The following is a 26,649-nucleotide window of genomic DNA, read 5'->3' as shown; positions in this document are numbered from 1 at the left end:
TCACTCATACTGCGTACAGCTAATTGTGTAAAACAAGGAACGCCAGATGGCCGAAGAAACGATTTTCAGTAAAATTATCCGCCGCGAAATCCCTGCTGATGTGGTTTATCAGGATGAACTGGTCACCGCTTTCCGTGACATCTCCCCCCAGGCACCCACCCACGTGCTGATCGTTCCCAACGTGCTGATCCCAACCGTCAACGACGTGACCGTGGAGCATGAAGCCGCGCTGGGTCGCATGATCACCGCCGCGGCGAAAATCGCCGAACAGGAAGGCATCGCCGAGGATGGCTACCGCCTGATCGTCAACTGCAACCGCCACGCCGGTCAGGAGGTCTATCATATTCATATGCACCTGGTCGGTGGCCGCTCGCTGGGGCCGCTGCTGTCACGTTAAGCGAGGAAATCATGCGCGGTAAAAAAACTCTGCGTTGTCTGATGGCGTTGGCGTTGCCCGCCGCGTTGCTGATGGGGTGCAGTTCGCCGTCCGGCATCGCGGTCAACCAAGGGCAGACGGTGGTGATGGATCCTTCGGTGCTGACCGCCGGCATTTTGGCCGATACGCCTTCGATTTCGAACGCTTCCGGGCGGGTGATGGCGACCTCGGTACTCAATAACAGCCAGGCGACGCCGGTCACCGTGCATTACCGTTTCTATTGGTACGATGCGCAGGGGCTGGATATTCGTCCCTTCGAAAAACCGCGTGAGATCGTCGTGGCGCCCAACTCGGACGCCAAAATCTACTCGATTAACGGCAATCTGGATGCCAAAACCGCGCGTCTGTATCTGTACCTGTAAGCGCTTGCCAGGTTTGGAGAAAAAGCATGAAAAAGTACGTCTTAGTGGCGCTGGCCGCATTAACCCTGAGCGGCTGCCTGTCGCGCCAGCCTGAGCCGGACCAGCCGTTGCCGCCGGTCACCGTCGAGCCGGAACAGCCGAAGCCGCCGGTAGAACAGCCGCAGCCGCCAACCACCGAGCCGGTGCCGCAGCCGCCGAAAATTCAGCAGCTCGACTGGCTGGGCAGCGTTCAGCCGCTGGTAGGGCAGATGTTGAAGGCCGATGGCGTGACGGCCGGCAGCGTGCTGCTGCTGGACAGCGTCAAGAACAATACCAACGGCTCGCTGCAGATGGGCAAAGCCACCGCGGCGCTGTATAAGGCGCTGGCGTCGAACTCCACCTTCAGCGTGGTACCGGAAGCGAAGCTGACCAGCGCCAGACAAACGTTGGGCCTGTCGGCGGATGACAGCTTCGGCTCGCGCAGCAAGGCGATCGGCCTGGCGCGCATCGTCGGCGCGCAGTACGTGCTGTACAGCGACGTCAGCGGCGACGTGAAGTCGCCGGCGCTGGATATGCAGCTGATGCTGGTGCAGACCGGCGAGATCGTCTGGTCGGGCAATGGCGCCGTTAAACGCTGAGGCCGCGCTGCGACGATTGATGGAAACCAGACTGCCGGCGGTGAATACCGCCGGTTGTCATTTCAGCCCGGTGCAGGGGCTGACCGGCGAGAGCTGGCGCATCGACGGTTCGGGCATCACGCTGTTGGCGCGGCAGCACAGTGCGGAGAAACGCGCACTGGGGGTGAGCCGATGGCGGGAAGCACAGGTCTTGCGCCGCTGCGCGTCGGGGCTGGGGCCACGGGTTTTCGCGCAGAATAATCAGTGGCTGGTGCTCGAATGGCTCGAAGGTGACGTCGTCACAAATGCCGAATTTGTCGCGCTGAACCAGCGCGGCGAGCTGGCGGCGATGGCGGCGGCGCTGCATCGGCGGCCGCTCAGCGGTTACCGGCTGGATCTGCGTCGGCAGTTCATTCGCTACTGGCAGCTGTTGGACAGGCGGCGTTTAACCCCCCTTTGGCTGCGCTGGCAGCATCACTTTTTGCAAAGCGAGCCGCCGTCACCGTTGAAGCTGGCACCGCTGCACATGGATATCCATCCGGGCAATCTGCTCGCGACCGGCGAGGGGCTGCGGCTGATCGACTGGGAGTATGCCGCCGACGGCGACGTGGCGCTGGATATCGCCGCGCTGTTTCGCGGCAACGGTTGGGCGGCCGAGCAGCAACAGCGTTTTTTGCAGCAGTACGCGCGCCAGGGCTATCACGACCTCGCCCGGCTGCAGGCGCAGGTGCGCCGCTGGCTGCCGTGGGTGGATTATCTGATGCTGCTGTGGTTTGAAGTGCGCTGGCAGCAGAGCGGCGACGTTGAATTTTTGCGCTGGGGCGCGGCGCTGCGCCGGCGATTCTGTTTATCATCATCCTAATTCTGAACGAACAATAATGAAGTGAGGTGCCCGTGGGCCCAGTAATGCTAGATGTCGCCGGCTACGAGCTGGATGCAGAAGAACGCGAGATTTTGAAACACCCGCTGGTTGGCGGATTGATCCTGTTTACCCGCAACTTCCACGATGCGGAGCAGCTGCGTGAGCTGGTGCGGCAGATCCGCGCCGCTTCGCACGATCGGCTGGTGGTGGCGGTAGACCAGGAGGGCGGGCGCGTGCAGCGCTTCCGCGAAGGCTTCACCCGTTTACCGGCGGCGCAGTCGTTCGCGGCGCTGCACGATGCGCAGGAAGGCGGCCGTCTGGCGCAGGAGGCCGGCTGGCTGATGGCGGCGGAAATGATCGCGCAGGATATCGACATCAGCTTTGCGCCGGTGCTGGACATCGGCCACGGTAGCGCGGCGATCGGCGAGCGTTCGTTCCACAGCGATCCGCAGCAGGCGCTGGCGATGGCGGAACGCTTTATTCTCGGTATGCACAGCGCCGGCATGAAAACCACCGGCAAGCACTTCCCGGGGCACGGCGCCGTCAGCGCCGATTCGCACAAGGAAACCCCGCGCGATCCGCGGCCGCTGGCGCAGATCCGCGAGCACGACATGGCGATCTTCCGTGAGCTGATCAATCGCCAGCTGCTGGACGCCGTCATGCCGGCCCACGTCATCTATACTGAAGCGGACCCGCGTCCGGCCAGTGGTTCGCCTTACTGGCTGCAGCAGATCCTGCGGCAGGAACTGGGCTTCGACGGCGTGATTTTCTCCGACGATCTGTCGATGGAAGGCGCCGCCATCATGGGCAGCTACGCCGAGCGCGGCCAGGCGGCGCTGGATGCCGGTTGCGACATGATCCTGGTGTGCAACAACCGCGCCGGTGCGGTCAGCGTGTTGGATAACCTGTCCCCGGTCAAAGCAGAGAAGGTGAAGCGGTTATATCATCGCGGTCAGTTCACCCGTCAGGAACTGCGCGCCTCCGAGCGCTGGCAGCAGGCGCACAAGGCGCTCAGCGCGCTGAGCGAACGCTGGGAGGAGCACAAGCAGCGTTCGCAAGGGTGAATCCAGGCGCCGCATCGCGGCGCAGAGCGGAAATGATGAGGGCCGCGCCCGCGGCCCTTGGCTTGTTGCGAGGATCCACATGATTATCTATTTGCACGGCTTCGATTCCACCAGTCCCGGCAATCATGAAAAGGTGTTACAGCTGCAGTTTATCGATCCGGACGTGCGCTTTATCAGCTACAGCACGCTGCACCCGCGTCACGACATGCAGCATCTGTTGAAAGAGGTGGACAAGGCGGTGCAGCAGGGCGGCGACGCGCACCCGTTGATCTGCGGGGTTGGCCTCGGCGGTTTCTGGGCTGAGCGCATCGGCTTCCTGTGCGGCATTCGCCAGGCGATGTTCAATCCCAATCTGTACCCGGAAGAACACATGCACGGCAAGATAGACCGGCCGGAAGAGTATCGCGATATCGCCACCAAGTGCGTGGAGGATTTCCGCGAGAAAAACCGCGATCGCTGCCTGGTGGTGCTGTCGCGGCGCGATGAGGTGCTGGATAACCGACGCAGCGCCGAATTGCTGCATCACTATTACGAAATCGTCTGGGATGAACAGCAGACGCACAAGTTCAAAAACATCTCGCCGCATCTGCAGCGGCTCAAGGCGTTTAAGGCGCTGGGTTAACAGTTTCATAACGCCGCCGCGAGCCGCACCTGCCGTTTTTCACCGACGGAAAGTGCGGCTTTTTTGTACGCCAGGACTAAATTTGAGGTGGCAATCGGCAAAATTTGAAACTGTGACTCAGCGCTAACTATTTGAATCACAATCCCCAAAAAATCCCCTCGTCCAGCCTTTAACCAAAAAAATTTGATGTACGTCAATTTTGGTATGACCAAATAACCTCACATGCTATTCTGGCTGCAGAGAGCCGAATTATTTTACGCGAACCCTATGTATTCTAAGGATATTATTTATTTACCCTGGAATAACAAATGGTTCACATTTAGGGGGTTATTTTGACAACGCCAAAGAAGAAAATCGTTATTGTCGGCGGCGGCGCCGGTGGTCTGGAGCTGGCGACCAGCTTGGGCCATAAGCTCGGCCGCAAGAACAAAGCGGAGATCACGTTGGTGGATCGCAACCACAGCCATTTGTGGAAACCGTTGCTGCACGAAGTGGCGACCGGTTCCCTCGATGACGGCGTGGATGCGCTCAGCTACCTGGCGCACGCGCGCAATCATCATTTCAGCTTCCAGCTGGGGTCGTTGACCAACATCAACCGCGAGGCGCAAACGCTGCAGCTGGCGCAGATCTGCGATGAGCAGGGCGGCGAGCTGGTGCCGGCGCGCGATCTGCCGTACGACATCCTGGTGATGGCGCTGGGCAGCACCTCGAACGATTTCGGTACGCCGGGCGTGAAAGAGCACTGCATCTTCCTGGATAACCCGCATCAGGCGCGTCGTTTCCACAACGAAATGCTCAACCTGTTCCTGAAGTTCTCGGCGCAGCCGGGGCAAAAAGAGCGGGTCAACATCGCCATCGTCGGCGGCGGCGCCACCGGCGTTGAACTGTCCGCCGAACTGCACAATGCGGTGAAACAGCTGCACAGCTACGGTTTCGAAGGCCTGGACAACAGCGCGCTGAACGTGACGCTGGTGGAAGCCGGCGAGCGCATTCTGCCGGCGCTGCCGCCGCGCATTTCCGCCGCCGCGCACCAGGAGCTGATCAAACTGGGCGTGCGCGTGCTGACCAACACCATGGTGACCAGCGCGGACGCCAAGGGCCTGAACACCAAGGGCGGCGAGTTCATCGACGCCGATCTGATGGTGTGGGCGGCCGGTATCAAGGCGCCGGACTTCATGAAGGACATCGGCGGCCTGGAAACCAATCGCATCAACCAGCTGGTGGTGGAGCCAACGCTGCAGACCACGCGCGATCCGAACATTTTCGCCATCGGCGACTGCGCCTCCTGCCCGAAAGAGGGCGGCGGTTTCGTGCCGCCGCGCGCCCAGTCGGCGCACCAGATGGCCTCACGCTGCGCTACCAACATCCTGGCGCTGATGAACGGCCAGACGCTGAAGCCTTACGTGTATAAAGACCACGGCTCGCTGGTGTCGCTGTCGCGCTTCAGCACCGTCGGCAGCCTGATGGGCAACCTGATGCGCGGTTCGATGATGGTGGAAGGGCGCATCGCGCGCTTCGTCTACATCTCGCTGTACCGCATGCACCAGGTGGCGCTGCACGGCTACATCAAAACCGGCCTGATGATGCTGGTGGGCGGCATCAACCGGGTGATCCGCCCGCGTCTGAAGATGCACTGATCCTGCCCTTATCGACCAACCCGCGCCGGTTCGCCTGCGCGGGTTTTTTATGGCGGCGTAAGGCGAACGGCGGCGGTTGCTTGATTCTTCAGCATAAGCTGTCGCGGGCATGGGTAAAATTCTTAAGATTCCTCCTAAACAGCGGCCAAACGGCCGTTTTCCCGCATTTTTGGTCCCCTTGTCTTATTGCGAGCCCTCAAATCATTGTGCAGACTTTACCTCGTTTACAGACGGCGCGTCGCGCACGCCGTAAACCGGGATACCGCAAGCCGCCCATGCGCAAAACAATAAGCGCGGTGCCATGCCGGTAACAGACCCCGGAAAAAATGCGTGGTAACACTTTCAGGAGGTTTCCTGTGAACAAGTCAATGTTAGCCGGTGTTGGGATTGGTATCGCTGCCGCTCTGGGGATCGCCGCGGTAGCCAGCCTGGACGTCTTTTCTGCCGGTCCGCAATACGCGCAGGTGCTCGCCGCAACGCCGATTAAAGAAACCATCAAAACGCCGCGTCAGGAATGCCGCAACGTTACCGTTACGCACCGTGCCCCGGTGCAGGATGAAAACCGCATCGCCGGCTCCGTGCTGGGCGCAGTGGCGGGCGGCGTGATCGGCCACCAGTTCGGCGGCGGTCGCGGGCGCGACGTGGCGACCGTAGTGGGCGCGCTGGGCGGCGGCTATGCCGGCAACCAGGTGCAAGGGGCGATGCAGAACAATGACGTCACCACCAGCGTTCAGCAGCGTTGCAAAACGGTCTATGACAAGTCCCAGAAAATGCTGGGCTATGACGTGACTTACAAGATCGGCAATCAGCAGGGTAAGATCCGCATGGATCACGATCCAGGCACGCAAATCCCGTTGGATAAAAACGGCCAGCTGGTGCTGAACAGAGCCTGATCGCAGCATTCGAATTAAGCCCGCGGGCAGTGTTAGTTCTGATCGTTTAACCCGGTTAAGCGAGCGGCGTTAACATTGACGCGGGTTTCTGTTTTTGTTCGCCGGAGAATTCGGCGATTGTTCTAATGTCTGCGTGCGATATCACTGGGCAAAACTTCAAAAAAGCCCCTGCGTTTGTTATATTATTGTGCGATTAAACGGTGTTATCGGCGCCAATCGCCGCACCGGCCAAACCCGAGTATTTCGTCTCGCAGAGATAACGACATGTTAGATTTTCGCTTTCCGACAGCGTTGCAAATGGTCCTTAGCGTCGCCGTAGCTGAGAAGCAGGGCATGCGTTCGACGAGCGCCACGCTCGCCGCTGCTCTGGAAGCCAACCCGAGCTTTATCCGCAAACTGATGGTACCGCTGACCAAAGACGGCATCATCGTGTCCACCCTGGGGCGAAACGGCTCTATCCACCTCGGTCGTCCGGCGGAAGAGATTACCCTGCGGGATATCTATCTGGCGGTAATCGACGACAAGCGCATCTGGGCCTCTCGCCCTGAAGTGCCGGCCCGCTGCCTGGTGAGCGCCAACGCCTGTTGGTATTTCAAATCGGTGGTGAACGAAGCGGAGCAGGCTTCGCTCGCGGTGCTGGCGCGCCATACCGTGGCCGACTCGCTGGCCGAGTTGGAGCGGGGCGACAAGCGCGCCTGCGCGGAATACGCCGCCGAGCAAGAGGCTGAAGCCGCCGGTAAATAATGCCGGATGGAGCGCATAAAAAAGGTCGGGCATTGCCCGACCTTTTTGCATTTCAGGATGATGATTACGCCCTCTGCGGCTGCGCTTTGCGCGCCACCAGGCGCCGCAAGGTGACGTAGAACACCGGCGTCAGGAACAGCCCGAACAGGGTGACCCCCAGCATGCCGGAGAACACCGTAATGCCGGTGACGCCGCGCACTTCGGCGCCGGCGCCATGGCCAAGGATCAGCGGGATGGTGCCGGCGATGAAGGCGATGGAGGTCATCACGATCGGCCGCAGCCGCAGGCGGCAGGCCTCCAGCGCTGCTTCGACGATGCCTTTGCCCTGCATTTCCAGTTCGCGGGCGAACTCGACGATCAGAATGGCGTTCTTGCAGGCCAGCCCCATCAGAACGACCAGCCCGACCTGCACGAACACGTTGTTGTCGCCGCCGGTCAGCCACACGCCGAACAGCGCCGACAGCATGGTCATCGGCACGATCAGGATCACTGCCAGCGGCAGCGTCCAGCTTTCGTACAGCGCCGCCAGCGCGAGGAACGCCAGCAGCACCGCCACTGGGAACACCACCAGCGCGGCGTTGCCCTGGGTCGATTGCTGGTAACTCAGATCGGTCCACTGAATGTTCATGCCGTTCGGCAACAGCTTGCCGGCCATCTGCGTCAGCGCGCCCATCGCCTGGGTAGAGGAGAGCACGCGCGGATCGGCGTCGCCGATCAGGTCCGCCGCCGGGAAGCCGTTGTAACGGATCACCGGATCCGGGCCGTAGGTGGTGCCGATGCTGACCATACTGCCGATTGGCACCATTTCGCCCTTATCGTTGCGGGTACGCAGGTTGGCGATGTCTTCCACGCTGTCGCGGAACTGGCCGTCGGCCTGCGCCATCACCTTCCAGGTGCGGCCGTAACGGTTGAAGTCGTTGATGTAAGACGAACCGAGGTAGGTCTGCAGCGTGCTGAACAGCGCGTTGAGCGGCACCCCCTGTGCCTTGGCCTTGTCGCGATCGATTTTGGCGTCCAGCTGCGGCACGTTGGCCTGATACGAGGAGATCGGGAACCCCATTCCCGGCGTTTGCATAATGGCGCCGGACAGGGTGTTGATCGCCGTCTGCAGCGCGCCGTAACCCAGCCCGGCGCGATCCTGCACGTAGAGCGAATAGCCGGAGCCCTGGCCGATGCCGAGGATCGGCGGCGGCATGATCGAGAAGGCGAAGCCTTCCTGGATCTGCGAAATGCGCGCGTTGATCTCGGCGTTGATCTGCGCTGCGGTGCGGGTACGGGTGCTTAATGACTCCAGCGCGAAGAACACCGTGCCGGTATTCGGCGTATTGGTGAACTGCAGCGCGTTCAGGCCGGGGAACGCCACCGCATCGGTGACGCCGTCCACGCTCAGGCCGATGGCGCTCATCTTACGGATCACCGCATCGGTGCGCTCCAGCGAGGCGCCTTCTGGCATCTTCACGCCGCCGATCAGGTACAGCTTGTCCTGCGTCGGGATAAACCCGCCGGGCACGGTCTTGAACATCACGCCGGCGGCGGCCAGCAGCAGCAGGTAGACGACGAACACCGTGCCGCGCCGGCCCAACACGCGGGAGACGCCCTGTTGGTAGCGTTGCGAACCGCTGGCGAAGAACCGGTTGAACGGCCGGAACAGCCAGCCGAACAGCCGGTCGATCAGGCGCGACGGCAGATCTTTCGGCGCGCCGTGCGGTTTCAGCAAGCGTGCCGCCAGCGCTGGCGACAGGGTCAGCGAGTTGATGGCGGAGATCACCGTCGAGATGGCGATGGTGACGGCGAACTGCTTGTAGAACTGGCCGGTGACGCCGGAAAGGAACGCCATCGGCACGAACACCGCGCATAGCACCACGGCGATGGCGATGATCGGGCCGGAGACCTCGCGCATCGCCTGGTGCGCCGCCGCCAGCGGCGACAGCCCCTCTTCGATATTACGCTCGACGTTTTCCACCACCACGATGGCGTCATCCACCACGATGCCGATCGCCAGCACCAGCCCGAACAGGCTGAGGGTGTTGAGCGAGAAGCCCAGCAAATACAGCGCGGCGAAGGTGCCGACCACGGAGATCGGTACCGCCAGCAGCGGAATGATCGAGGCGCGCCAGGTCTGCAGGAACAGAATGACCACCAGCACCACCAGGATCACCGCTTCCAGCAGGGTATCTACCACCGCGCGGATCGAGTCGCGCACGAATACCGTCGGGTCGTATGGCGACTTCCAGCTCATGCCGTCCGGGAAGCGGGTCGCCAGCTCGGCCATCTTGCCGCGCACCGCGTCCGACAGCTCGATGGCGTTGGCGCCCGGCGACTGGAATATGCCGATGCCGACCGCATCCTTGTTATTGAGCTGGGCGCGCAGCGCGTAGCTGCCGGAGCCCATTTCGATGCGCGCCACGTCGCGCAGCCGCACGATCTCGCCGTTGTCGCCGCTCTTGAGGATGATGTTGCCGAACTCTTCTTCGGTTTGCAGGCGCCCCTGGGCGTTGATCGACAGCAGATAGTCGCTGCGCGTCGGCATCGGCTCCGCGCCGAGCTGGCCGGCGGAGACCTGCACGTTCTGCTCCTGCATGGCGCTCACCACGTCGGAAGCGGTCAGCCCGCGCGCAGCGACCTTGTTCGGATCGAGCCAGATGCGCATCGCGTATTCGCCGGCGCCGAAGATCTGCACCTGGCCGACGCCCGGCAGACGGGCCAGTTCATCCTTGACCTTGAGGGTGGCGTAGTTGCGCAGGTATAGCGAGTCGTACTTGCCGGAAGGCGATACCAGATGCACCACCAGCGTCAGCGCCGGAGACTGTTTCTGGGTGGTGATGCCCTGGCGGCGCACGTCTTCCGGCAGGCGCGCTTCGGCCTGCGCCACGCGGTTTTGCACCTGCACCTGCGCCTGATCGGGATCGGTGCCCGGGCGGAAGGTGACGGTGGTCACCAGCACGCCGTCGGAACCGGCGACCGATTTCATGTACATCATGTTTTCGACGCCGTTGATCGCTTCTTCCAGCGGCGTGGCCACCGTTTCAGCGATCTCTTTCGGGTTGGCGCCCGGGTATTCGGCGCGCACCTGTACGCTAGGCGGCACCACGTCCGGGTACTCGCTGATCGGCAGCAGCGGGATGGCTATCACCCCGGCGACAAAAATCAGTATCGACAGCACCGCGGCGAAGATCGGCCGGTCGATGAAAAAACGGGAAAAGTCCATGGGTCAGAATTCTCTGCTGGGGGCTTAGTTGAGTGCGGAAGCGGTGGTGGTCATCGCGACGCTTTTCGCGTCGACCGGCATGCCCGGCATAAACACTTTTTGCATGCCGTCGACGATCACCCGATCGCCGCTCGCCAGGCCTTTTTGCACGATGCGCAATCCTTCGGCCATGCGGCCCACGTCGATGTCGCGGCGCTGCGCCTTGCCGTCTTTATCGACGATATAAACGAACTTGCGGTTCTGGTCGGTCATTACCGCTTTATCGTCGATCAGCAGGGCGTTGAACTCGGCGCTGCCGGGCATCTGCACCCGGGCGAATAGCCCCGGCGTGAAGCGGCGCTCGCGGTTGTCGAGCAGGGCGCGCATGCGGATGGTGCCGGTACCGGCGTTCAGCTGGTTATCGGTGAAGTCCACCCACCCCTGATGCGGGGTGCCGTCTTCACCCACCAGGCCGACCTTCACCGGTAAACGGGCGTCGTGCCGGCCCTGCTGTTGATAGCGCAGGAAGGTGGCTTCATCCACGTCGAAATAGACGTAAACCTTGTCGAGCGACACCAGCGTCGTCAGCACGCTGGCGCTGTCGCCGGCGGTGACCAGGTTGCCGGCGGTGATCATTGCGCGGCTAGCGCGCCCGTCAATCGGCGCGGTAACGCGGGTAAAGTCGAGATTCAGCTGCGCCATGTCGAGCTGGGCCTGCGCCGCCAGCACGTTGCTTTGCGCCTGAGCGGCGGACGAACGTCGCTGTTCCCACACTTCCTGCGAGATGGCCTGCGTGCCGATCAGTTTCTCGGTGCGTGAGGATTCGCTGCGCGCCAGCGCCGCCTGATTGCGCGCCCGCACCAGCTCCGCCTGCGCCTGTTCGCGCGCGGCGCGATAGGTGCGATCGTCGATGGTGAACAGCACCTGGCCTTTTTTCACTTCGTCGCCTTCGGTGTAATTGACCCGATCGATATAGCCGGAAACCCGCGGCCGCAGCTGCACGCTCTGTACCGCTTCGACCCGGCCGTTGAATGCATCCCATTGGCTGATCGGTTTGACCACCACGTTGGCGGCGCTGACCACCGGCGGCGGCGGCGGGGCATTGTGCGCGACGCTGTTGTCGCACCCGGCGAGCAGGGCGGCCAGCAGCGCCACCCCTAAGAGCCGCTGGCCCAGAGCGACGGCGCGCGGGCGGCCGCCGGCGTTGAACGATGAGTTTGGTTGATTTGCCATTATTTTTATTCCGATAAGTAAGCGCAGTCCGGCCCCATACCCAGCCCTGTCATCCGGGCTTTCCCTTCTTGCCCACCTGCGGCGGAAGAGGTGTTACGCCTTGCTGCGGCGCAACGTTAGGTTTTGAAACATATTGGTGTCACATTAATGTATCAATATCGGTTACATTAATTGGGTGGAGTATAGAGGCGGCTTTCTGGTAAATGCAATAATAAAAATTGCATTTAAAGCGAAACTGTTGCAACGTATGTGCATAGGGCAGTGGTTGACCCTGCCGACATGATGGGAGCATCAGCATGAACACGACGGGTTTCATTACCGATTTGAAGGCGTGGATCGACAACAATCTGGAAGAAAAGCTGGATATCAACACCGTAGCGGACCGCGCGGGCTATTCCAAATGGCACCTGCAGCGCATGTTCAAGCGCCAGACCGGCTATGCGCTCGGGGAGTATATCCGCATGCAAAAACTGAAGGTGTCGGCGGAGCGTCTGGCCAACAGCGGCGAACCTATCGTCAGCGTGGCGATCTCGCTCGGCTTCGACTCACAGCAGTCGTTCAACCGCAGTTTCAAACGCCAGTTCGGCCAAACGCCGGGCGATTGGCGCCGCGCGCTGGCGCAGCCGACGGCGATGGGGCGCACGCACCACTGAGCGGTGCGGCAGTGGGGATAAAAAAGCCTGAATTTGCGTTCGGGCTTTTTTGTCAGCATCTAAATGACTTTTTGAGTAACTCGAAATTTTTACAGCTACGTGTTGATATTAGTTTGTCTCGTTTTTCCAGTTTATATATTTACAGAGCCCTTCCAGATCAGGGAATAAGGTTCGGCTACTGACACCATGTCTGTCTAAAGATTTCAAGAGTTTTTCCCTGGTACCTTCTGGAATTTTTATTTCTTGAACCGATTCTGATATTTCATTGTTTTTTTCCAGAGGAACGAACTTCTTAGAGGATTTTGAGTACTTATGCGCTGTAAACCAACCATGTTGTGCGATAATTCTAGGGTTATTTAACTTTGGCCTTATAACCTGAGTTCTTCCTGTTTCAAATGGTCCTTTTTGCGGTTCTTTCAGATATCGATTTGCATCCAATGCATAAACATAAACGTCTCCTTTTTTCCAATCATTACATGCAAAGAACAAGGCTGCAAGTGGATTGCTAGTCCAATCTAATAACCGAGTTTTCATGCCGAAGTGTTGTGCTATTACTAAGAGTTCCCAATCATCAAGATCATTTTTAGGTAGAATCGATGCTCCCATTCGCTTTAACTCTTTTATTAATTCTTGCTCAGCGTTTGTTGAGTCGGTTTTTGGATTTTTTCGCGCTATACTTGGCAGTAAATTACCTTTTTCTGCTTGCCCCCTGAATAGCATCAGCTCCGAGTTATTGCCAAGTCTCTCCACTATATCGACAAATTCAGAAAAGTTATTTGCTGTTTGTGATTTCATGTTTCATCCATTTTTATTTTTTGTTGAGTTGATAATGCATATGTTTATTTAATCATCAAAGTAGGAAGATGTTAATGGGGGTAAATATATCCCTACATTTACTCTAAGTAAATACGTTTGACGTGATTGCCGAAACGTTCCCAAGAAAATAGGGTTTAATCTAAATTGATTTTAAATTAAGCCATCATGAAAGTGATGGCAGGCTTTCTCGTTAGAATATGGCGGTGAGGGAGGGATAGATTCGCTGCGCTCACCCTGCGGGCCGCCGTTGGCGGTCCAAAACGCAGGCGTTTTGTCGAACCCTGTCGAGGGTTCTCACCCTCCCGGTCGGTGCGTTATGCATACAAAAAAGCCTGAACGTGAGTTCAGGCTTCTTCGTAGAATATGGCGGTGAGGGAGGGATAGATTCGCTGCGCTCACCCTGCGGGCCGCCGTTGGCGGTCCAAAACGCAGGCGTTTTGTCGAACCCTGTCGAGGGTTCTCACCCTCCCGGTCGGTGCGTTATGCATACAAAAAAGCCTGAACGTGAGTTCAGGCTTCTTCGTAGAATATGGCGGTGAGGGAGGGATAGATTCGCTGCGCTCACCCTGCGGGCCGCCGTTGGCGGTCCAAAACGCAGGCGTTTTGTCGAACCCTGTCGAGGGTTCTCACCCTCCCGGTCGGTGCGTTATGCATACAAAAAAGCCTGAACGTGAGTTCAGGCTTCTTCGTAGAATATGGCGGTGAGGGAGGGATTCGAACCCTCGATACACTTTCGCGTATACACACTTTCCAGGCGTGCTCCTTCAGCCACTCGGACACCTCACCATATTTTTTTTGTTGCGAAATCATCGCTGCAACGGGGCGCTACTATAGGGAGTGGGGCCGATCCGGTCAAGAATAATTTCTGTGTTTTTGTTTATCCGCTCAAGCTGTGCGCACTTTGCTGAAAACTGCGGCGAACGGCAGGGCGGAAGCCATGAAAGAGCGAGAACATCAGGGGTAAGGTTCGTTGATAACCGGCGGAAATGGGAATCACGGTCACAGAGGGTGGGGAGAGGCGCTGTGCACGCCCCTCTCGGCGGTGCACCATGCAAAAAAAAAGCCTGGACGTGAATCCAGGCTTTCTCTTCGAATTTGGCGGTGAGAGAGGGGTTGATGCGCTGCGCTCACCCTGCGGGCCGCCGCCGTTGGCGGTCCAAAACGCAGGCGTTTTGTCGAACCCTGTCGAGGCTTCTCGCCCCTCTCGGCGGTGCACCATGCAAAAAAAAAGCCTGGACGCGAATCCAGGCTTTCTCTTTGAATTTGGCGGTGAGAGAGGGGTTGATTCGCTGCGCTCACCCTGCGGGCCGCCGTTGGCGGTCCAAAACGCAGGCGTTTTGTCGAACCCTGTCGAGGCTTCTCACCCCTCTCGGCGGTGCACCATGCAAAAAAAAGCCTGGACGTGAATCCAGGCTTTCTCTTCGAATTTGGCGGTGAGAGAGGGGTTCGAACCCTCGATACACTTTCGCGTATACACACTTTCCAGGCGTGCTCCTTCAGCCACTCAGACACCTCACCGTTTTGTCGTCGATAACGCCTTGCGCTGTCGACGGGCGCTAATGTAGGAGAATCTGATCTCAGCGTCAACCCTCTTATTTCATTCTCATGACTGTTTAGCCAAACTTGCAGCAATTTGCTGATTTACCGAACGATATTCCCACTCTTGGCCGCCGGCGGGCAGGGCAGACAGCGGTCAGAATCCATGAAAGACGATTGTTTGACCTTTTTCTGTACAGATAGCTCAATATGTCGCCATTGAGATGGGGTTGTTTGCTGTTATATGCATTAATACTGGATTATTAGTCAGATGTGTCGCTAAATGGAATCATGTCGGCGCGGCGTTTTTGGCAAGGAACATCACGTCGCCGCGCAGATTGCCGGATGACAGGCCGGCGATATCGCAGACAGGGACAGACTCATTACATAATAATGCAGTAGAGGTTCGTTTTGACTCCTTCAGATGCCATGCCGGCGCCGCAAGCGCGCCATGCCATTCCGCCCGGTGCGGGAGCGCTGTTCTTCATCCAGATCTTCGCCACGCTGGGCTTCGCCGTGCTTTACTCTACGCTGGTGCTGTACGCCACCAAGCGGCTGGGCTTCAACGAAAGCAGCGCCAACGCCATGATGGGCGTGTTCGGCGCCTTCAACTATGGTCTGCATATGTTCGGCGGCTACCTCGGCGGCCGTTTCCTCAGCAACCGCAACCTGTTCGTGCTCGGCATGGTATTGCAGGTGATCGGCTGTGCGCTGATTGCCGTCGCGGGCGTGTGGGGGCTGTACTGGGGGCTGGCGATGTTCCTGACCGGCAGCGGCCTCAACGTCACCTGCATCAATATGATGCTCACCCAGCGTTTCAAGCCGGACGACGATCGGCGCGAATCGGCGTTCCTGTGGAACTACGCCGGCATGAACCTCGGGTTCTTCGTCGGCTTTACCGTGGCCGGTTATTTCCAACTGACGGAAAACTACCGCGCGCTGTTCCTGTTCGCCACGCTGGGCAACGCCGCGGCGATCATCGTTGCCGTCTGCCGCTGGCGGATTCTGGCGGATCTCAATACGCCGCTGCACGGCGCCAGCCGCAGCCAATACCGCTGGCGCATGCTGGTCGGGCTGGCGGTGCTGGTGGCGCTAGTGCCGATCATCCGCGTGATGCTGACCCACGCCGAGTTCAGCGGCCACTTCGTGATCGTGCTCGGTGCGTTGATCTTCCTGATGCTGTGCGTGGTGACGCTGCGCCACCATCCGCGCGATGAGCGCCGCAGAATGACGGCCTATCTGATCCTGGCGCTGGGGTCGCTGGTGTTCTGGGCGCTGTACCAGCTGGCGCCGATGGGGCTGATGCTGTTCTCCGAGCACAACATCAACCTGAACGTTTACGGCATTCAGGTGGCGCCGCAGTGGATCCAGAACATCAACACGCTGGTGATCGTGGTGGGCGGCCCGCTGCTCGCCTGGTGGTTCAACCGTCTGCGCGCTCGCGGTTGCAACATCGACATTCCGCTGCAGTTCTCCGGCTCGCTGTTCTGCATCGGGCTGGGCATGCTGGTGCTGCCGCTGGGCATCAGCATGGCGGGCGGCGACGGGCTGGTGGCGTTCAAATGGATCGTCATCAGCTATGTGCTGCAAAGCGTCGGTGAATTGATGATCTCGCCGATCGGTTACGCGATGATTGGCAAGCTGGCGCCGCCGCGCTATCAGGGCGTGATGATGGGCTGCTGGATGATGGTGACCGGCGTCGCCTCGGTGCTGGCGGGCTACGTCTCCGGCCTGATGCCGGAAAACAGCGGCAGCACGCCGCTGCAAACCAACCCCGGCTACAGCGAAATCTTCAGCGCGCTGGGCTGGGGGGCGACGGGCGTCGGCGTGGCGATGCTGATCCTCATTCCGCTGCTGCGGCGTCTTATCCGGCGCGATGCCCCGTCCGCCGCCTGATTGGCGAGTATGCACAACAGCCCCACTGGTCGGGGCTGTTTTCATTTTGGGCTTTAACGCTTGCATCCGGCGGCGAATCGCGGAAGGCTGGAGGAAAACCAATAAAAACAAACCGGAGCCCGCAGTATGAACATCATTTATTACCACCCCTTGTTTAACGCCCAGGAATGGCTGGCCGGCATCAAGCAGCGCCTGCCGCAGGCTGAGATCCGCGAGTGGCAGCGCGGCGACGAGCGGCCGGCCGATTACGCGCTGGTGTGGCGCCCGCCGCACGAGATGCTGGCCAACCGTCGCGATCTGAAAGCGGTGTTCGCCCTCGGCGCCGGCGTCGACGCCATTCTCGATCAGGAGCGCAAACACCCCGGCACGCTGCCAGCCGGCGTGCCGCTGCTGCGGCTGGAAGATACCGGCATGGCGCAGCAGATGCAGGAATACGCGCTGAGCTATGTGCTGCGCTATTTCCGCCGTTTCGATGAGTATCAGGCGCTGCAGCAGCGGCAGGAGTGGCAGCCGCTCGATCCGCACTCGCTGGAGGATTTCACCATCGGCATCCTCGGCGCCGGCGTGCTGGGGCAGAGCGTGGCGCGCAAGCTGACCGAGTTTGGCTTCAGCGTGCGCTGCTGGAGCCGCAGCGCCAAACAGTTAGACGGCGTGCAAAGCTTTGCCGGAGAGGCGCAGCGCGCGGCCTTCCTCGACGGCGTCAAGCTGCTGATCAACCTGCTGCCCAATACGCCGGAGACTCTCGGCATCCTCAACCGCGAGCTGTTCGCGCAGCTGCAGCCGGGCGCCTATCTCATCAACATCGCGCGCGGCGCGCATCTGGTGGAAGCCGATCTGCTGGCGGCGCTCGAGCAGGGGCAGCTGGCCGCCGCCACGCTGGACGTGTTCGCCCGCGAACCGCTGCCGCAGGATCACCCGTTCTGGCGTCATCCGCGTGTCACCATTACCCCGCATATTGCTGCCATCACGTTGCCGCAGCAGGCGATGGATCAGATCGCCGCCAACATTCGCGCGCTGGAGGCGGGGCATGCCCCGGCCGGTGTGGTCGACAGGCAACGGGGTTACTGATCCTTCAGCCGCCGTTCGGTAACTGATAAGCTGTTATCGTCATCGCGCCTGCCCGTACCTTTGCGGGCGGGCCCTCTGGAAGGAGAAACAATGTACCCCGTTGATTTGCATATGCACACCGTCGCCAGCACCCACGCCTACAGCACGCTGCACGATTACATCGCCGAAGCTCAGCAAAAAGGCATCAAGCTGTTCGCCATCACCGATCACGGCCCGGACATGGCCGATGCGCCACACTATTGGCACTTCATGAACATGCACGTGTGGCCGCGCCTGGTGAACGGCGTGGGCATCTTGCGCGGTATCGAAGCCAACATCAAAAACCTGCAGGGCGATATCGACTGCACCGGCCCGATGCTGACCGCCACCGATGTGATCATCGCCGGTTTCCATGAGCCGGTGTTTGCGCCGCAGGATAAAGCGTCCAATACTGAAGCGATGATCGCCGCGATGGCGCAGGGGGATGTGCATATCATCAGCCACCCCGGCAACCCGCGTTACCCGATCGACATTCCCGCCGTTGCGGCGGCGGCGGCCAAATACGAAGTGGCGCTGGAGCTGAATAACTCGTCGTTCACACATTCCCGCAAGGGCAGCGAGGCCAATTGCCGGGCGATCGCCGCCGCGGTACGCGACGCCGGCGGCTGGCTGGCGCTGGGTTCGGATTCGCACGTCGCTTTTTCACTGGGTAATTTCGAGCACTGCGAGCGCATCATCGAAGAGGTGGGCTTCCCGCAGGAGCGCATTCTCAACGTCAGCCCGCGCCGGTTGCTGGATTTTCTCGAGCGGCGCGGCAAGCCGGCGATTGCGGAATTGGCCGATTTGTGACATCGTCCCGGCAAAATTTTCCGTATTGTATAAGGCATTATCATGAATGAGTTTTCCATTGTCTGCCGCGTGCTGGGTACGCTGTTCTATCGCCAGCCGCAGGATCCGCTGTTGGTGCCGCTGTTCGCCTTGATCAAAGAGGGCAAGCTGCAGCAACACTGGCCGCTGGAGCAGGATGACCTGCTGAAGCGCCTGCAGCAGGGTTGCGACGTCAACCAACTGGCGACCGACTTCAACGCGATGTTCGTCGGCAGCGAATGCAGCGTGTCGCCGTTCCGCTCCGACTACGTCGAAGGCGCCAGCGAAGCGGAAGTGCGCACCTTTCTGCAGCAGCGCGGCATGCCGCTGGCGGAGGCGCCGGCCGACCATTTCGGCCAGCTGCTGCTGGCCGCTTCCTGGCTGGAAGATCAATCGCAGGAAGATGAAGCGCAGGCGCAGATCGCCCTGTTCGACGAGTTTCTGCTGCCGTGGTGCGGCCGCTTCCTCGGCAAAGTGGAAGCGCACGCCACCACCGGTTTCTACCGCACGCTGGCGCTGATGACCCGCGATGCCATCCAGGCAATGCGCGACGAGCTGGCGGAGTACGAGCAGGACGACGAAGCGGGCGACGAAGAAGCGTAACGCCGCAGCCCATCAAGGCGGGCCGTCCGGCCCGCCGATCCGCTAAACACAGGTTTGCATCCCCCAGACGTAAATTGACAAAAGATCCCCTAATCTGGCGGTTTACCGTCGGTTCGGCCGCGCCTGCGCGCCGCGCTTTTTCACGCAAGGGGTAGATGATGAAAAGTAACTGGATGCAGCAGATTCAAACGTTGATCGGGCAGAAGGCCGGCGCGATGGGCGGGGCGGAAGGCATCGGCAAGCTGCTGGCGCCCACGGCGCTGGGCGGTCTGGTCGGCGTGCTGTTGGCCAACAAATCCTCGCGTAAGCTGGTGGGCAAGTTCGGCAAAAATGCGCTGATCATCGGCGGCAGCGCGGCGGTGGGCGCGGTGCTGTGGAACAAGTATAAGCAGCGGGTGAAAGAGACCCATCAGGACGAACCGCAGTTCGGTTTGCAAACCACGCCGGTGGATCTGCGCGCCAAACGTTTGGTGCAGGCGCTGGTGTTCGCCGCCAAGAGCGACGGCCATATCGATGCCGACGAACAGCGCGCCATCGATCACAGCCTGGCGCAGCTGCAGGTGGGGGAAGAGGCGCAGGGTTGGGTGCAGGAAGCGCTCGATCAGCCGCTCAACCCGGAGTTGATCGCCCGCAGCGTGCAAAATGAAGACGAGGCGCTGGAGGTTTACTACCTGAGCTGTCTGGTGATCGACGTCGACCACTTTATGGAGCGCGGCTACCTCGATGCGCTGGCGCAGGCGCTGAAGATCCCGGCGGACGTCAAGCAGGGCATCGAGAGCGACGTCAACGAGAAAAAGCGCGAGCTGGCGTAGCGCCGCTTGGCAAGCCGGGGGGAATCGTGTCACTCTTGCCGCAATCTATGTAAGCGGATGATTTAGCAATGATGACCCCACCAAAAGCGGAAAAACGTCCTTATCCCATCACCATCCACGGCGACACGCGCGTGGATGACTACTACTGGCTGCGCGATGACGAGCGCGCAGACCGCCAGGTGCTGGACTACCTGCAGGCGGAGAACGCCTACACCGATGCGATGCTGAAGCCGCAGCAGGCGCTGCGCGAAACCCTGTACGAAGAGATGGTGGCGCGCATTCCGCAGCAGGAACATTCGGTGCCTTACGTGCGCCACGGCTACCGCTATCAGACGCGCTACGAGCCTGGCAACGAATACGCGATTTCCGTGCGCCAGCCGCAGGCCGAGAGTGAGCAGTGGGAGGTGCTTATCGACGGCAACCAACGCGCCGAGAACCACGAGTTTTACACCCTGGGCGGGCTGGACGTCAGCCCAGACAATCAGCGGCTGGGGGTAGCGGAAGATTTTCTGTCGCGCCGCCAGTACGACATTCGCTTCAAGAACCTGGCCGACGGCAGTTGGGCGGACGAAGTGTTGGAAAATACCTCCGGCAGCTTCGAGTGGGCCAACGACTCCTCGACGGTGTACTACGTGCGCAAGCACGCCAAGACGCTGCTGCCGTATCAGGTCTATCGCCACGTGGTGGGCAGCGATCCGCAGCAGGATGAGCTGATTTACGAAGAGCTGGACGATACCTTTTACGTCGGGCTGGAGAAGACCACCTCCGAGCGCTTTATTCTGATCCACCTGAGCAGCACCACCACCTCGGAGATCCTGCTGCTGGACGCCGATCGCGCGGACGCCAAGCCGCAGCTGTTCGTGCCGCGCCGCAAGGATCACGAGTACGCCATCGATCACTATCACCAGCATTTCTATATTCGCTCCAACAAGGACGGCAAGAACTTCGGCCTGTACCAAAGCGAGCAGGCCGATGAAGCGCAGTGGCAGACGCTGATCGCCCCGCGCGCCGACGTGATGCTGGAGGGCTTCAGCCTGTTCCGCGACTGGCTGGTGGTGGAAGAGCGCAATGCCGGCCTGACGCTGCTGCGCCAGATCCACTGGCAAAGCGGCGAAGAGAAGCGCATCGCCTTCGACGATCCGACCTACACCACCTGGCTGGCGTACAACCCGGATCCGGAAACCGCGCTGTTGCGCTACGGCTATTCGTCGATGACTACCCCGACCACGCTGTATGAGCTGAACATGGACAGCGGCGAGCGGACGATGCTCAAGCAGCAGGAAGTGAAGAACTTCACGCCGGAAAACTACCGCAGCGAGCGGGTGTGGGTGAAAGCGCGCGACGGCGTCGAGGTGCCGGTCTCGCTGGTGTATCGCCAGGACTGCTTCCAGCGTGGCGCCAACCCGCTGATGGTGTACGGTTACGGCTCTTACGGCAGCAGCATGGATCCGGCGTTCAGCGCCAGCCGCCTGAGCCTGCTGGATCGCGGCTTCGTGTTCGCGCTGGCGCACATTCGCGGCGGCGGCGAGCTGGGGCAGCTGTGGTATGAAGACGGCAAGTTGTTCAACAAGCAGAACACCTTCAACGACTTTATCGACGTGACCGAAACGCTGGTCGCCCAGGGGTACGGCGACGGCAAACGGGTGTTCGCCATGGGCGGCAGCGCCGGCGGCCTGCTGATGGGCGCGGTGATCAACCAGGCGCCGCAGCTGTTCCACGGTGTGGTGGCGCAGGTGCCGTTCGTCGACGTGGTGACCACCATGCTGGATGAGACCATTCCGCTGACCACCGGCGAATACGACGAGTGGGGCAACCCGAACGAGCAGGCCTATTACGACTACATCAAGCAGTACAGCCCGTACGATCAGGTGAAGGCGCAGGCATACCCGCATCTGCTGGTGACCACCGGCCTGCACGATTCGCAGGTGCAATATTGGGAGCCGGCCAAGTGGGTGGCCAAGCTGCGCGAGCTGAAAACCGACGACCGGCAGCTGCTGCTGTATACCGACATGGATGCCGGCCACGGCGGCAAATCCGGCCGCTTCAAGGCCTATGAGGATATTGCGCTGGAGTACGCCTTCATTCTGGCGCTGGCGGAATAATAACGTTCGGCGGGCGGCCTGCGCCGCTCGCCGTGTTAGCCAATCAGATAGTATTTCAGCGTGTGTTTCATGTCCGGGCTCAGATCGTCGATGGATTTCAGCATCCAGCGCAGATAGCCGGGATCTTCCTGGGCGATGCGATCGATCTCCTGCCCGCGATACTTGCCGAATTTGAACTTCTTCAACAGCACCGGTTGTTCGGTGATCTGCACCATTTGCTCCGGCGTCCAACCCGAATCCTTGATGATGCGCTGCAGCAGCGCGGCGGTGACGTAGCAGTCGTACAGTGCACGGTGCGGGTACAGCGTGGCGTCAGCCGGCAGCTGCACGTCCAGGTTCAGCGCGTAGCGCAGATATTGGTTGCCGTACTTGATGTCCGGATACAGCGTGCGCGCCAGCTTGAGGGTGCATATCCAGGCGCCGTTCATCTCCGGCAGCACGCCGCGATCGAAAGCGGCGTTGTGTGCCACATAGTAGGGGCTGCCCTGATAGCGGCCGATCGCCACCGCGATGCGCGGTTTGCCTTCCACCATTTGCTCGGTGATGTGGTGAATCGCCATCGCGTCGAGGCTAATGGGGCGATCCGGGCTGATCAGATCGCTCATCGGGTTGGTTAACTGGCCGTCGAGCAGATCGAGGGAGGCCACTTCCACCACGCCGCCGTCCAGCCCGCAGGTCTCGGTATCTATTACGCGTAACGTCATGCTTTCCTCCGCGTTGCCGTCAGGCTTTAGCTTAACCGGCACAGGCGGCCGTGCCAACCGTCGGCGCTCCTGCTCGCGATGACCAGCCCGGGGGCGTCGCCCGGCGCGGTAATCAGGCGCTCTCCCGTTTCATCCCAGATGGCGCTGCGGCCCGCCGGGATCCAGCCGCTGGTCGGTGCCGCATGGTTGGCCATCAGCGTGAGCATGCCGTAACGTCGGGCATAGCCCGCCAGCACAGCGCTGTCTTTCGCGTAACCCGCTTCAGAGATCAGTACGCCGGCGGCATAAATATGCGCACCCGCCTGTGCGGCGGCACTGGCATGAGCGGGTTGCGAGGTGTCGGCGCAGATAGCCAGCGCGATGCGTTGCTGATGCATTGCCAGCAACGAGCCGCCCACACCGGGCGAGAAGTATTGCTGTTCCGCGCCGTGCAGATGCTGTTTGGTGTAGGTGGCTAGCGCGCCGCTGGGGTGAAAAATCAAGGCGGCGATATACAATGCCGGGCCGCTGCGTAAGGGCGCGCCGACGATGATCGTCATCTGTCGCGCTCGCGCCGCCGCACTGAGCGGCTGCAGGCGGGGATCATCCAGAGTCAGCGCCAATGCAGGCGCCTCGGCCAACTCATAGCCGCTCAGCGACAGTTCGGGAAAAACCAGCAGCTGCACCTGCCGATCGGCTGCCTGCGCGATAAATTCAAGATGACGCTCAAGATTGCAGGCGATATCGGCCGCGGCGGCGGGGTATTGGACGGCAGCGAGGGTGAAGCGGGGCATCGGCCATCTCTCCTGTAAGGCAATAAAAAACCCGCCTTGGCGGGTTTAATGACGGATGGAAGGACGCTTACTCACCAGACGGATGCGCTTTTTTGGCGCGTTTCTCCGCACGTTTCTCAGCTGGGGTTTTCAACGGCTTCTTCTTCGCATTTTTTTTGCTATCCATTCCCTTACTCATGATGGCCTCTCGTTACCTATGATTGGGTGGCTTGCTCAGCCATTAACCGCCTAAAGCCGGCAGGATGCAAGCGACAAAGTGCGAATTGCTCTTAACCGGCTGTTTGCACGTGAAATTTTGTTTTTGGATGACCGGGTGATAAAAATAATTATTATGTTATAATATTACACTTTTAATGTTCGGAGAACGCAATGACTGTGATGGCATTACCGGATGCGCAGCAACTGCTGGCCATGCCGGATTCTGATTATATGAACTCGGTTCAACGGGCGTTTTTCCGTCAGCTGCTGCAGGATGAGCGGCAAAAGCTGCTGTTACATATCGATGAGCTGAAGAGCGAGATCGACGGCGGCGAAGCGACGGGCGATGAGGCCGACAAGGCGGCGCGCGAAGAGGATCTGCGCTTGCTGTTCCGCCAGTTGGATCGCGAAAGCCGCCTGCTGCCGAAAATCGATGCGGCGCTGGCGCGTTTGCAGAACGGCGAATACGGCTACTGCCGCGAAACCGGCGAACCCATCGGGCTGGCGCGCCTGCTGCTGCGCCCGACGGCGGAACTGAGTATCGAGGCGAAAACCGCGCAGGAGATGCGCGAGCCGCATATGCGTAAAAGCGGGTAAGTATCACAAGGCCTGAACTGATCGGGCCTGTGGGCATTTTGCAAGCAGGTCGTTGTGATTTTGAGCAAACGCGCGCCGAGTTCCCGGCGCGCGTTTGAGTTTTCAGGTTTTACCGTTGACCTGCCGGGCGGCTTCCGCTTTGATGAAAGCATGACTCACAGAGAGACGGAAAGCGCCATGGAACAATTACGAGGTTTGTACCCGCCGTTAGCGGCATACGACAGCGGTTGGCTGGACACTGGGGATGGCCACCGGATCTACTGGGAGCTGAGCGGTAACCCGAACGGTAAGCCGGCGGTTTTCATTCACGGCGGGCCGGGCGGCGGCATCTCTCCGCACCATCGCCAGCTGTTCGATCCCGAACGCTATAAGGTGTTGCTGTTCGATCAGCGCGGCTGCGGCCGTTCCCGTCCGCACGCCTGCCTGGACAACAACACCACCTGGCATTTGGTGGCCGATATTGAGCGGCTGCGGGAAATGGCCGGCGTTGAGCAGTGGCTGGTGTTCGGCGGTTCCTGGGGCTCCACGCTGGCGCTTGCCTATGCGCAGACCCACCCGGAACGCGTCAGTGAAATGGTGCTGCGCGGCATCTTCACCCTGCGCAAGCAGGAGCTGCATTGGTATTACCAGGACGGCGCTTCGCGCTTCTTCCCGGATAAATGGGAGCGCGTGCTGTCCATTCTGTCGGATGACGAGCGCAAAGACGTGATCGCCGCCTACCGGCAGCGGCTGACCTCGGCCGATCCGCAGGTGCAGCTCGAAGCGGCCAAGCTGTGGAGCGTGTGGGAAGGGGAGACGGTTACGCTGCTGCCGAGCCGCGAGTCTGCGTCGTTCGGCGAGGATGATTTCGCGCTGGCGTTCGCCCGTATTGAAAACCACTACTTCACCCATCTGGGGTTCCTGGAAAGCGACGACCAGCTGCTGCGCAACGTGCCGCTGATCCGCCATATTCCGGCGGTGATCGTCCACGGCCGTTATGACATGGCCTGTCAGGTGCAGAACGCCTGGGATCTGGCCAAGGCCTGGCCGGAAGCGGAGTTGCATATCGTGGAAGGGGCGGGGCATTCGTATGACGAACCGGGCATCTTGCACCAACTGATGATCGCTACCGACCGGTTCGCCGGCAAGTGACGCAAAAAACCCGCCGTTACGGCGGGTTTTTTTATTTGGCCTTCGGCTCGTACGGCAGGCGCGAAAACCTGTGGGATTCGGCGCGGTAATGCGCCACGCGCTCGCGAAAATAATCGCGCAGCGCTTCCGGCTGCTCGCGCTCTACCACTTCCGGGATCACCGGCATGTTGTAGCGCTCTTTGTACGCCACGCCTGAGGCGGCGAGATCCACATTCACCCTGTCCATTTCCTCTTTGGGCAGCTCGGCCAGATTGTAACCCACGCTATGCTCCTTACTTACTTTGCCGCATTGAATCTGCGCAGAAGGTAATCCACCCGGCGGCGCTTGGCAAGCCCATTACGCCGTTGCCGGGAGCGATATTTATCCAGCAGTAATGCAATCTATTTATTCTTTTAAATAAGAATGATTCGCTTTTTGATTAAACTAAAAGATGAAAATAATTATCATGTTAATTCTCAATGTGGTATTTATATTATAATTTGTTGATATATATGATTTTTATAATTAATGTGATTTGAGTGTAAATAAGGTGTTTTTATTTTTACGGCAGCAGGGCATAATGCGCGGAAATTAAATTCATGACCTGCAAAATAAAAGGAATCATTATGCTGACGCAAGAAATGACTCAAAAGCTGAATGAGCAACTGAATCTGGAGTTCTACTCCGCCAACCTGTACCTACAGATGAGCGCATGGTGCAGCGATAAAGGCTTTGAAGGCGCCGCCGCATTTCTTAAAGAGCACTCTCAGGAAGAGATGCAGCATATGCAACGTCTGTTCGACTACCTGAGCGATACCGGCTCTCTGCCGCTGCTGGGCACCATCGCCGCGCCGCCGGTGGAATTCGAATCGCTGGCGGATGTGTTCGAGCAGACCTACGAACACGAGAAGCTGATCACTCGTCAGATCAACGAGCTGGCGCACGCGGCAATGTCCTCTCATGATTACTCCACCTTCAACTTCCTGCAGTGGTACGTGGCGGAGCAGCACGAAGAAGAGAAGCTGTTCAAATCCGTGCTGGATAAGCTGGCGCTGGTGGGCACCAGCGGCAAAGGTCTGTTCTTCATCGACAAAGATCTGAAGAAGATGGGCGCGATGGGCCAGGGCGGTAACGGCCAGGCTTGAGCCCCGGAAGAACGTCGAAAAACCGCGCGCGGGCGAGCCTGACGCGCGGTTTTTTTTACCCTGCGTTTATCGCGGTTATGCGGCGATACGTGCTGCCGGATCGCAAAATGCCAGTGATGCGCTCGACTTGCCGCGGTGTGGTCGTTATGATTT

General features: G+C 59.9%; 25 protein-coding genes, 2 tRNA genes and 4 other RNA genes. 19 read left to right on the top strand and 12 right to left on the bottom strand.

Annotated features, from left to right (window positions below):
• Positions 1-46 precede the first annotated feature (46 nt).
• The 9 genes from hinT to AC6BYQ_RS13050 all read left to right on the top strand — a co-directional run bounded on the left by hinT (position 47) and on the right by AC6BYQ_RS13050 (position 7,216).
• On the top strand, positions 47-397 hold the full coding sequence (gene hinT, locus AC6BYQ_RS13090) for a purine nucleoside phosphoramidase (protein ID WP_004928776.1): 351 nt from the start codon (positions 47-49) through the stop codon (positions 395-397).
• A gap of 11 nt (positions 398-408) precedes the next feature.
• On the top strand, positions 409-798 hold the full coding sequence (locus AC6BYQ_RS13085) for a YcfL family putative periplasmic lipoprotein (protein WP_063919207.1): 390 nt from the start codon (positions 409-411) through the stop codon (positions 796-798).
• 26 nt (positions 799-824) lie between these two features.
• A complete protein-coding gene (gene lpoB / locus AC6BYQ_RS13080) occupies positions 825-1,415 on the top strand; it encodes a penicillin-binding protein activator LpoB (protein ID WP_019455821.1) in 591 nt (196 codons plus the stop codon).
• Positions 1,396-2,256, top strand: coding sequence for a thiamine kinase (gene thiK, locus AC6BYQ_RS13075; RefSeq protein ID WP_498056995.1), 861 nt, complete (start codon positions 1,396-1,398; stop codon positions 2,254-2,256). The genes lpoB and thiK overlap by 20 nt, the downstream gene beginning before the upstream one ends.
• Before the next feature lie 44 nt (positions 2,257-2,300).
• A complete protein-coding gene (gene nagZ, locus AC6BYQ_RS13070) occupies positions 2,301-3,320 on the top strand; it encodes a beta-N-acetylhexosaminidase (protein WP_063919209.1) in 1,020 nt (339 codons plus the stop codon).
• 79 nt (positions 3,321-3,399) lie between these two features.
• The gene (gene ycfP, locus AC6BYQ_RS13065) at positions 3,400-3,942 is read left to right on the top strand and encodes an alpha/beta hydrolase YcfP (RefSeq protein ID WP_019455818.1); all 543 of its coding nucleotides are present in this window, start codon (positions 3,400-3,402) and stop codon (positions 3,940-3,942) included.
• A gap of 332 nt (positions 3,943-4,274) precedes the next feature.
• The gene (locus AC6BYQ_RS13060) at positions 4,275-5,579 is read left to right on the top strand and encodes an NAD(P)/FAD-dependent oxidoreductase (RefSeq protein WP_019455817.1); all 1,305 of its coding nucleotides are present in this window, start codon (positions 4,275-4,277) and stop codon (positions 5,577-5,579) included.
• A 356-nt stretch (positions 5,580-5,935) separates the two neighbouring features.
• On the top strand, positions 5,936-6,472 hold the full coding sequence (locus AC6BYQ_RS13055) for a glycine zipper 2TM domain-containing protein (protein ID WP_004928798.1): 537 nt from the start codon (positions 5,936-5,938) through the stop codon (positions 6,470-6,472).
• A gap of 264 nt (positions 6,473-6,736) precedes the next feature.
• The gene (locus tag AC6BYQ_RS13050) at positions 6,737-7,216 is read left to right on the top strand and encodes an RrF2 family transcriptional regulator (RefSeq protein ID WP_015377469.1); all 480 of its coding nucleotides are present in this window, start codon (positions 6,737-6,739) and stop codon (positions 7,214-7,216) included.
• Between the two features lie 64 nt (positions 7,217-7,280).
• On the opposite strand, the gene sdeB is transcribed toward AC6BYQ_RS13050, so the two are convergent.
• Both sdeB and sdeA read right to left on the bottom strand, forming a co-directional pair.
• On the bottom strand, positions 7,281-10,424 hold the full coding sequence (sdeB, locus tag AC6BYQ_RS13045) for a multidrug efflux RND transporter permease subunit SdeB (RefSeq protein ID WP_498056994.1): 3,144 nt from the start codon (positions 10,422-10,424) through the stop codon (positions 7,281-7,283).
• Between the two features lie 24 nt (positions 10,425-10,448).
• On the bottom strand, positions 10,449-11,636 hold the full coding sequence (sdeA, locus tag AC6BYQ_RS13040) for a multidrug efflux RND transporter periplasmic adaptor subunit SdeA (RefSeq protein WP_435981390.1): 1,188 nt from the start codon (positions 11,634-11,636) through the stop codon (positions 10,449-10,451).
• Positions 11,637-11,932: 296 nt separating this feature from the next.
• On the opposite strand from sdeA, the gene AC6BYQ_RS13035 reads away from it, so the two are divergent.
• Positions 11,933-12,289, top strand: coding sequence for a helix-turn-helix domain-containing protein (locus AC6BYQ_RS13035; protein ID WP_019455813.1), 357 nt, complete (start codon positions 11,933-11,935; stop codon positions 12,287-12,289).
• A gap of 108 nt (positions 12,290-12,397) precedes the next feature.
• Here AC6BYQ_RS13035 and AC6BYQ_RS13030 read toward each other — a convergent pair whose 3' ends face one another.
• From AC6BYQ_RS13030 to AC6BYQ_RS13000, 7 genes are all read right to left on the bottom strand, one after another.
• On the bottom strand, positions 12,398-13,084 hold the full coding sequence (locus AC6BYQ_RS13030; protein WP_154746934.1) for an FRG domain-containing protein: 687 nt from the start codon (positions 13,082-13,084) through the stop codon (positions 12,398-12,400).
• A 219-nt stretch (positions 13,085-13,303) separates the two neighbouring features.
• Positions 13,304-13,423: non-coding RNA, RtT sRNA (locus AC6BYQ_RS13025), on the bottom strand.
• A gap of 46 nt (positions 13,424-13,469) precedes the next feature.
• Positions 13,470-13,589, bottom strand: a non-coding RNA gene (locus tag AC6BYQ_RS13020) — RtT sRNA.
• Positions 13,590-13,635: 46 nt separating this feature from the next.
• A non-coding RNA gene (locus AC6BYQ_RS13015) (RtT sRNA) lies at positions 13,636-13,755 on the bottom strand.
• A gap of 46 nt (positions 13,756-13,801) precedes the next feature.
• Positions 13,802-13,891: transfer RNA gene (locus AC6BYQ_RS13010), tRNA-Ser, on the bottom strand.
• 478 nt (positions 13,892-14,369) lie between these two features.
• A non-coding RNA gene (locus tag AC6BYQ_RS13005) (RtT sRNA) lies at positions 14,370-14,490 on the bottom strand.
• Between the two features lie 43 nt (positions 14,491-14,533).
• Positions 14,534-14,623: transfer RNA gene (locus AC6BYQ_RS13000), tRNA-Ser, on the bottom strand.
• Positions 14,624-15,070: 447 nt separating this feature from the next.
• On the opposite strand from AC6BYQ_RS13000, the gene AC6BYQ_RS12995 reads away from it, so the two are divergent.
• From AC6BYQ_RS12995 to AC6BYQ_RS12970, 6 genes are all read left to right on the top strand, one after another.
• Entirely contained in the window at positions 15,071-16,537 is a 1,467-nt protein-coding gene (locus AC6BYQ_RS12995; RefSeq protein WP_498057027.1) for a peptide MFS transporter, read from the top strand.
• 126 nt (positions 16,538-16,663) lie between these two features.
• Positions 16,664-17,605 carry a glyoxylate/hydroxypyruvate reductase GhrA gene (gene ghrA / locus AC6BYQ_RS12990; protein ID WP_074054500.1) on the top strand — a complete coding sequence of 314 codons (942 nt, stop codon included), beginning with the start codon at positions 16,664-16,666 and terminating at the stop codon, positions 17,603-17,605.
• Positions 17,606-17,695: 90 nt separating this feature from the next.
• Positions 17,696-18,433: a phosphatase gene (locus AC6BYQ_RS12985; protein ID WP_049202798.1), complete on the top strand. Its 738-nt coding sequence runs from the start codon at positions 17,696-17,698 to the stop codon at positions 18,431-18,433.
• A gap of 42 nt (positions 18,434-18,475) precedes the next feature.
• A complete protein-coding gene (locus tag AC6BYQ_RS12980; RefSeq protein ID WP_019455786.1) occupies positions 18,476-19,054 on the top strand; it encodes a TorD/DmsD family molecular chaperone in 579 nt (192 codons plus the stop codon).
• A 158-nt stretch (positions 19,055-19,212) separates the two neighbouring features.
• The gene (locus tag AC6BYQ_RS12975) at positions 19,213-19,866 is read left to right on the top strand and encodes a tellurite resistance TerB family protein (protein ID WP_025302440.1); all 654 of its coding nucleotides are present in this window, start codon (positions 19,213-19,215) and stop codon (positions 19,864-19,866) included.
• A gap of 68 nt (positions 19,867-19,934) precedes the next feature.
• Positions 19,935-21,968 carry a S9 family peptidase gene (locus tag AC6BYQ_RS12970; protein ID WP_498056993.1) on the top strand — a complete coding sequence of 678 codons (2,034 nt, stop codon included), beginning with the start codon at positions 19,935-19,937 and terminating at the stop codon, positions 21,966-21,968.
• 35 nt (positions 21,969-22,003) lie between these two features.
• On the opposite strand, the gene exoX is transcribed toward AC6BYQ_RS12970, so the two are convergent.
• Positions 22,004-22,672: an exodeoxyribonuclease X gene (gene exoX, locus AC6BYQ_RS12965; RefSeq protein ID WP_033644251.1), complete on the bottom strand. Its 669-nt coding sequence runs from the start codon at positions 22,670-22,672 to the stop codon at positions 22,004-22,006.
• Between the two features lie 26 nt (positions 22,673-22,698).
• Positions 22,699-23,445: a carbon-nitrogen hydrolase family protein gene (locus AC6BYQ_RS12960; RefSeq protein ID WP_498056992.1), complete on the bottom strand. Its 747-nt coding sequence runs from the start codon at positions 23,443-23,445 to the stop codon at positions 22,699-22,701.
• Positions 23,446-23,814: 369 nt separating this feature from the next.
• Between AC6BYQ_RS12960 and dksA the strand changes: the two genes are divergently transcribed.
• Both dksA and pip read left to right on the top strand, forming a co-directional pair.
• Positions 23,815-24,240, top strand: coding sequence for an RNA polymerase-binding protein DksA (gene dksA, locus AC6BYQ_RS12955; RefSeq protein ID WP_154746940.1), 426 nt, complete (start codon positions 23,815-23,817; stop codon positions 24,238-24,240).
• 177 nt (positions 24,241-24,417) lie between these two features.
• Entirely contained in the window at positions 24,418-25,371 is a 954-nt protein-coding gene (gene pip, locus AC6BYQ_RS12950; RefSeq protein ID WP_498056991.1) for a prolyl aminopeptidase, read from the top strand.
• A 31-nt stretch (positions 25,372-25,402) separates the two neighbouring features.
• Here the strand turns inward: pip and AC6BYQ_RS12945 are convergent, their stop codons facing one another.
• Entirely contained in the window at positions 25,403-25,633 is a 231-nt protein-coding gene (locus AC6BYQ_RS12945) for a DNA polymerase III subunit theta (protein WP_019454717.1), read from the bottom strand.
• Between the two features lie 344 nt (positions 25,634-25,977).
• Here AC6BYQ_RS12945 and ftnA point away from each other — a divergent pair, with 344 nt between their 5' ends.
• Positions 25,978-26,496 carry a non-heme ferritin gene (ftnA, locus tag AC6BYQ_RS12940; RefSeq protein ID WP_019454718.1) on the top strand — a complete coding sequence of 173 codons (519 nt, stop codon included), beginning with the start codon at positions 25,978-25,980 and terminating at the stop codon, positions 26,494-26,496.
• The last annotated feature ends 153 nt before the right edge of the window (positions 26,497-26,649 follow it).

The sequence above is a fragment of the Serratia sp. LTN-2 genome, from assembly GCF_059740205.1.
The sequence above is the reverse complement of the archived record's forward strand: the minus strand, read 5'-3'. Positions and strand labels throughout refer to the sequence as shown.

What these genes read in the sequence shown, in the direction of transcription:
- exoX (WP_033644251.1), bottom strand. Translation starts at nt 22,672, where the DNA reads ATGACGTTACGCGTAATAGATACCGAGACCTGCGGGCTGGACGGCGGC.
- AC6BYQ_RS13035 (WP_019455813.1), top strand. Translation starts at nt 11,933, where the DNA reads ATGAACACGACGGGTTTCATTACCGATTTGAAGGCGTGGATCGACAAC.
- ghrA (WP_074054500.1), top strand. Translation starts at nt 16,664, where the DNA reads ATGAACATCATTTATTACCACCCCTTGTTTAACGCCCAGGAATGGCTG.
- ftnA (WP_019454718.1), top strand. Translation starts at nt 25,978, where the DNA reads ATGCTGACGCAAGAAATGACTCAAAAGCTGAATGAGCAACTGAATCTG.
- AC6BYQ_RS13030 (WP_154746934.1), bottom strand. Translation starts at nt 13,084, where the DNA reads ATGAAATCACAAACAGCAAATAACTTTTCTGAATTTGTCGATATAGTG.
- hinT (WP_004928776.1), top strand. Translation starts at nt 47, where the DNA reads ATGGCCGAAGAAACGATTTTCAGTAAAATTATCCGCCGCGAAATCCCT.
- sdeA (WP_435981390.1), bottom strand. Translation starts at nt 11,636, where the DNA reads ATGGCAAATCAACCAAACTCATCGTTCAACGCCGGCGGCCGCCCGCGC.
- AC6BYQ_RS13085 (WP_063919207.1), top strand. Translation starts at nt 409, where the DNA reads ATGCGCGGTAAAAAAACTCTGCGTTGTCTGATGGCGTTGGCGTTGCCC.
- AC6BYQ_RS12970 (WP_498056993.1), top strand. Translation starts at nt 19,935, where the DNA reads ATGATGACCCCACCAAAAGCGGAAAAACGTCCTTATCCCATCACCATC.
- AC6BYQ_RS12980 (WP_019455786.1), top strand. Translation starts at nt 18,476, where the DNA reads ATGAATGAGTTTTCCATTGTCTGCCGCGTGCTGGGTACGCTGTTCTAT.
- AC6BYQ_RS12985 (WP_049202798.1), top strand. Translation starts at nt 17,696, where the DNA reads ATGTACCCCGTTGATTTGCATATGCACACCGTCGCCAGCACCCACGCC.
- dksA (WP_154746940.1), top strand. Translation starts at nt 23,815, where the DNA reads ATGACTGTGATGGCATTACCGGATGCGCAGCAACTGCTGGCCATGCCG.
- AC6BYQ_RS12960 (WP_498056992.1), bottom strand. Translation starts at nt 23,445, where the DNA reads ATGCCCCGCTTCACCCTCGCTGCCGTCCAATACCCCGCCGCCGCGGCC.
- ycfP (WP_019455818.1), top strand. Translation starts at nt 3,400, where the DNA reads ATGATTATCTATTTGCACGGCTTCGATTCCACCAGTCCCGGCAATCAT.
- thiK (WP_498056995.1), top strand. Translation starts at nt 1,396, where the DNA reads ATGGCGCCGTTAAACGCTGAGGCCGCGCTGCGACGATTGATGGAAACC.
- lpoB (WP_019455821.1), top strand. Translation starts at nt 825, where the DNA reads ATGAAAAAGTACGTCTTAGTGGCGCTGGCCGCATTAACCCTGAGCGGC.
- AC6BYQ_RS12995 (WP_498057027.1), top strand. Translation starts at nt 15,071, where the DNA reads ATGCCGGCGCCGCAAGCGCGCCATGCCATTCCGCCCGGTGCGGGAGCG.
- pip (WP_498056991.1), top strand. Translation starts at nt 24,418, where the DNA reads ATGGAACAATTACGAGGTTTGTACCCGCCGTTAGCGGCATACGACAGC.
- AC6BYQ_RS13050 (WP_015377469.1), top strand. Translation starts at nt 6,737, where the DNA reads ATGTTAGATTTTCGCTTTCCGACAGCGTTGCAAATGGTCCTTAGCGTC.
- sdeB (WP_498056994.1), bottom strand. Translation starts at nt 10,424, where the DNA reads ATGGACTTTTCCCGTTTTTTCATCGACCGGCCGATCTTCGCCGCGGTG.
- nagZ (WP_063919209.1), top strand. Translation starts at nt 2,301, where the DNA reads ATGCTAGATGTCGCCGGCTACGAGCTGGATGCAGAAGAACGCGAGATT.
- AC6BYQ_RS12975 (WP_025302440.1), top strand. Translation starts at nt 19,213, where the DNA reads ATGAAAAGTAACTGGATGCAGCAGATTCAAACGTTGATCGGGCAGAAG.